This is a genomic window from Enterobacter sp. WCHEn090032, from assembly GCF_003986875.1.
GTDB lineage: Bacteria > Pseudomonadota > Gammaproteobacteria > Enterobacterales > Enterobacteriaceae > Enterobacter > Enterobacter sichuanensis.
On record NZ_RXRN01000063.1, the window covers coordinates 1 to 1,052 of the forward strand.

1 protein-coding gene is annotated in these 1,052 nt (G+C 53.3%); it reads right to left on the bottom strand.

The window, feature by feature from the left end; all coding sequences use genetic code 11:
* The coding region (gene tuf / locus EKN83_RS23215) for an elongation factor Tu (protein WP_048226993.1) at nucleotides 1-1,052 on the bottom strand (1,052 nt) is incomplete at both ends.

Here is a 1,052-nt window from a genome sequence, read left to right on the forward strand (position 1 = left end):
ACGCCCGCGCCAACGGTACGGCCACCTTCACGGATTGCGAAACGCAGACCGTCGTCCATCGCGATTGGGTGGATCAGAGTCACAACCATCTTGATGTTGTCGCCTGGCATTACCATCTCAACGCCTTCTGGCAGTTCGATGGTACCGGTCACGTCAGTTGTACGGAAGTAGAACTGTGGACGGTAGCCTTTGAAGAACGGAGTATGACGGCCGCCTTCGTCTTTGGACAGGATGTACACTTCAGATTCGAACTTGGTGTGTGGCTTGATTGAGCCTGGCTTCGCCAGAACCTGACCACGTTCGATTTCTTCACGTTTGATACCACGCAGCAGAACACCAACGTTCTCACCAGCACGGCCTTCGTCCAGCAGTTTGCGGAACATTTCAACGCCAGTACAGGTAGACTTCGCAGTCTCTTTGATACCAACGATTTCAACTTCTTCGCCAACTTTGATGATACCGCGCTCTACACGACCGGTAACAACGGTACCACGACCGGAGATGGAGAATACGTCTTCGATTGGCAGCAGGAATGGCTTGTCAATCGCACGCTCTGGTTCTGGGATGTAAGAATCCAGGAAGCCAGCCAGTTCGATGATTTTCGCTTCCCACTCTGCTTCGCCTTCCAGCGCTTTCAGAGCAGAACCACGAACGATTGGGGTATCGTCGCCTGGGAAATCGTACTGAGACAGCAGTTCACGAACTTCCATCTCTACCAGTTCCAGCAGCTCTTCGTCATCAACCATGTCGCACTTGTTCAGGAACACGATGATGTAAGGAACGCCTACCTGACGACCCAGCAGGATGTGCTCACGAGTCTGAGGCATTGGGCCGTCAGTCGCAGCAACTACCAGGATCGCGCCGTCCATCTGCGCAGCACCGGTGATCATGTTTTTAACATAGTCGGCGTGGCCTGGGCAGTCTACGTGTGCGTAGTGGCGAGTCGGGGTGTCGTACTCAACGTGAGAAGTGTTGATGGTGATACCACGAGCTTTTTCTTCTGGTGCGTTATCGATCTGGTCGAATGCACGAGCAGAACCACCGTAGGTTTT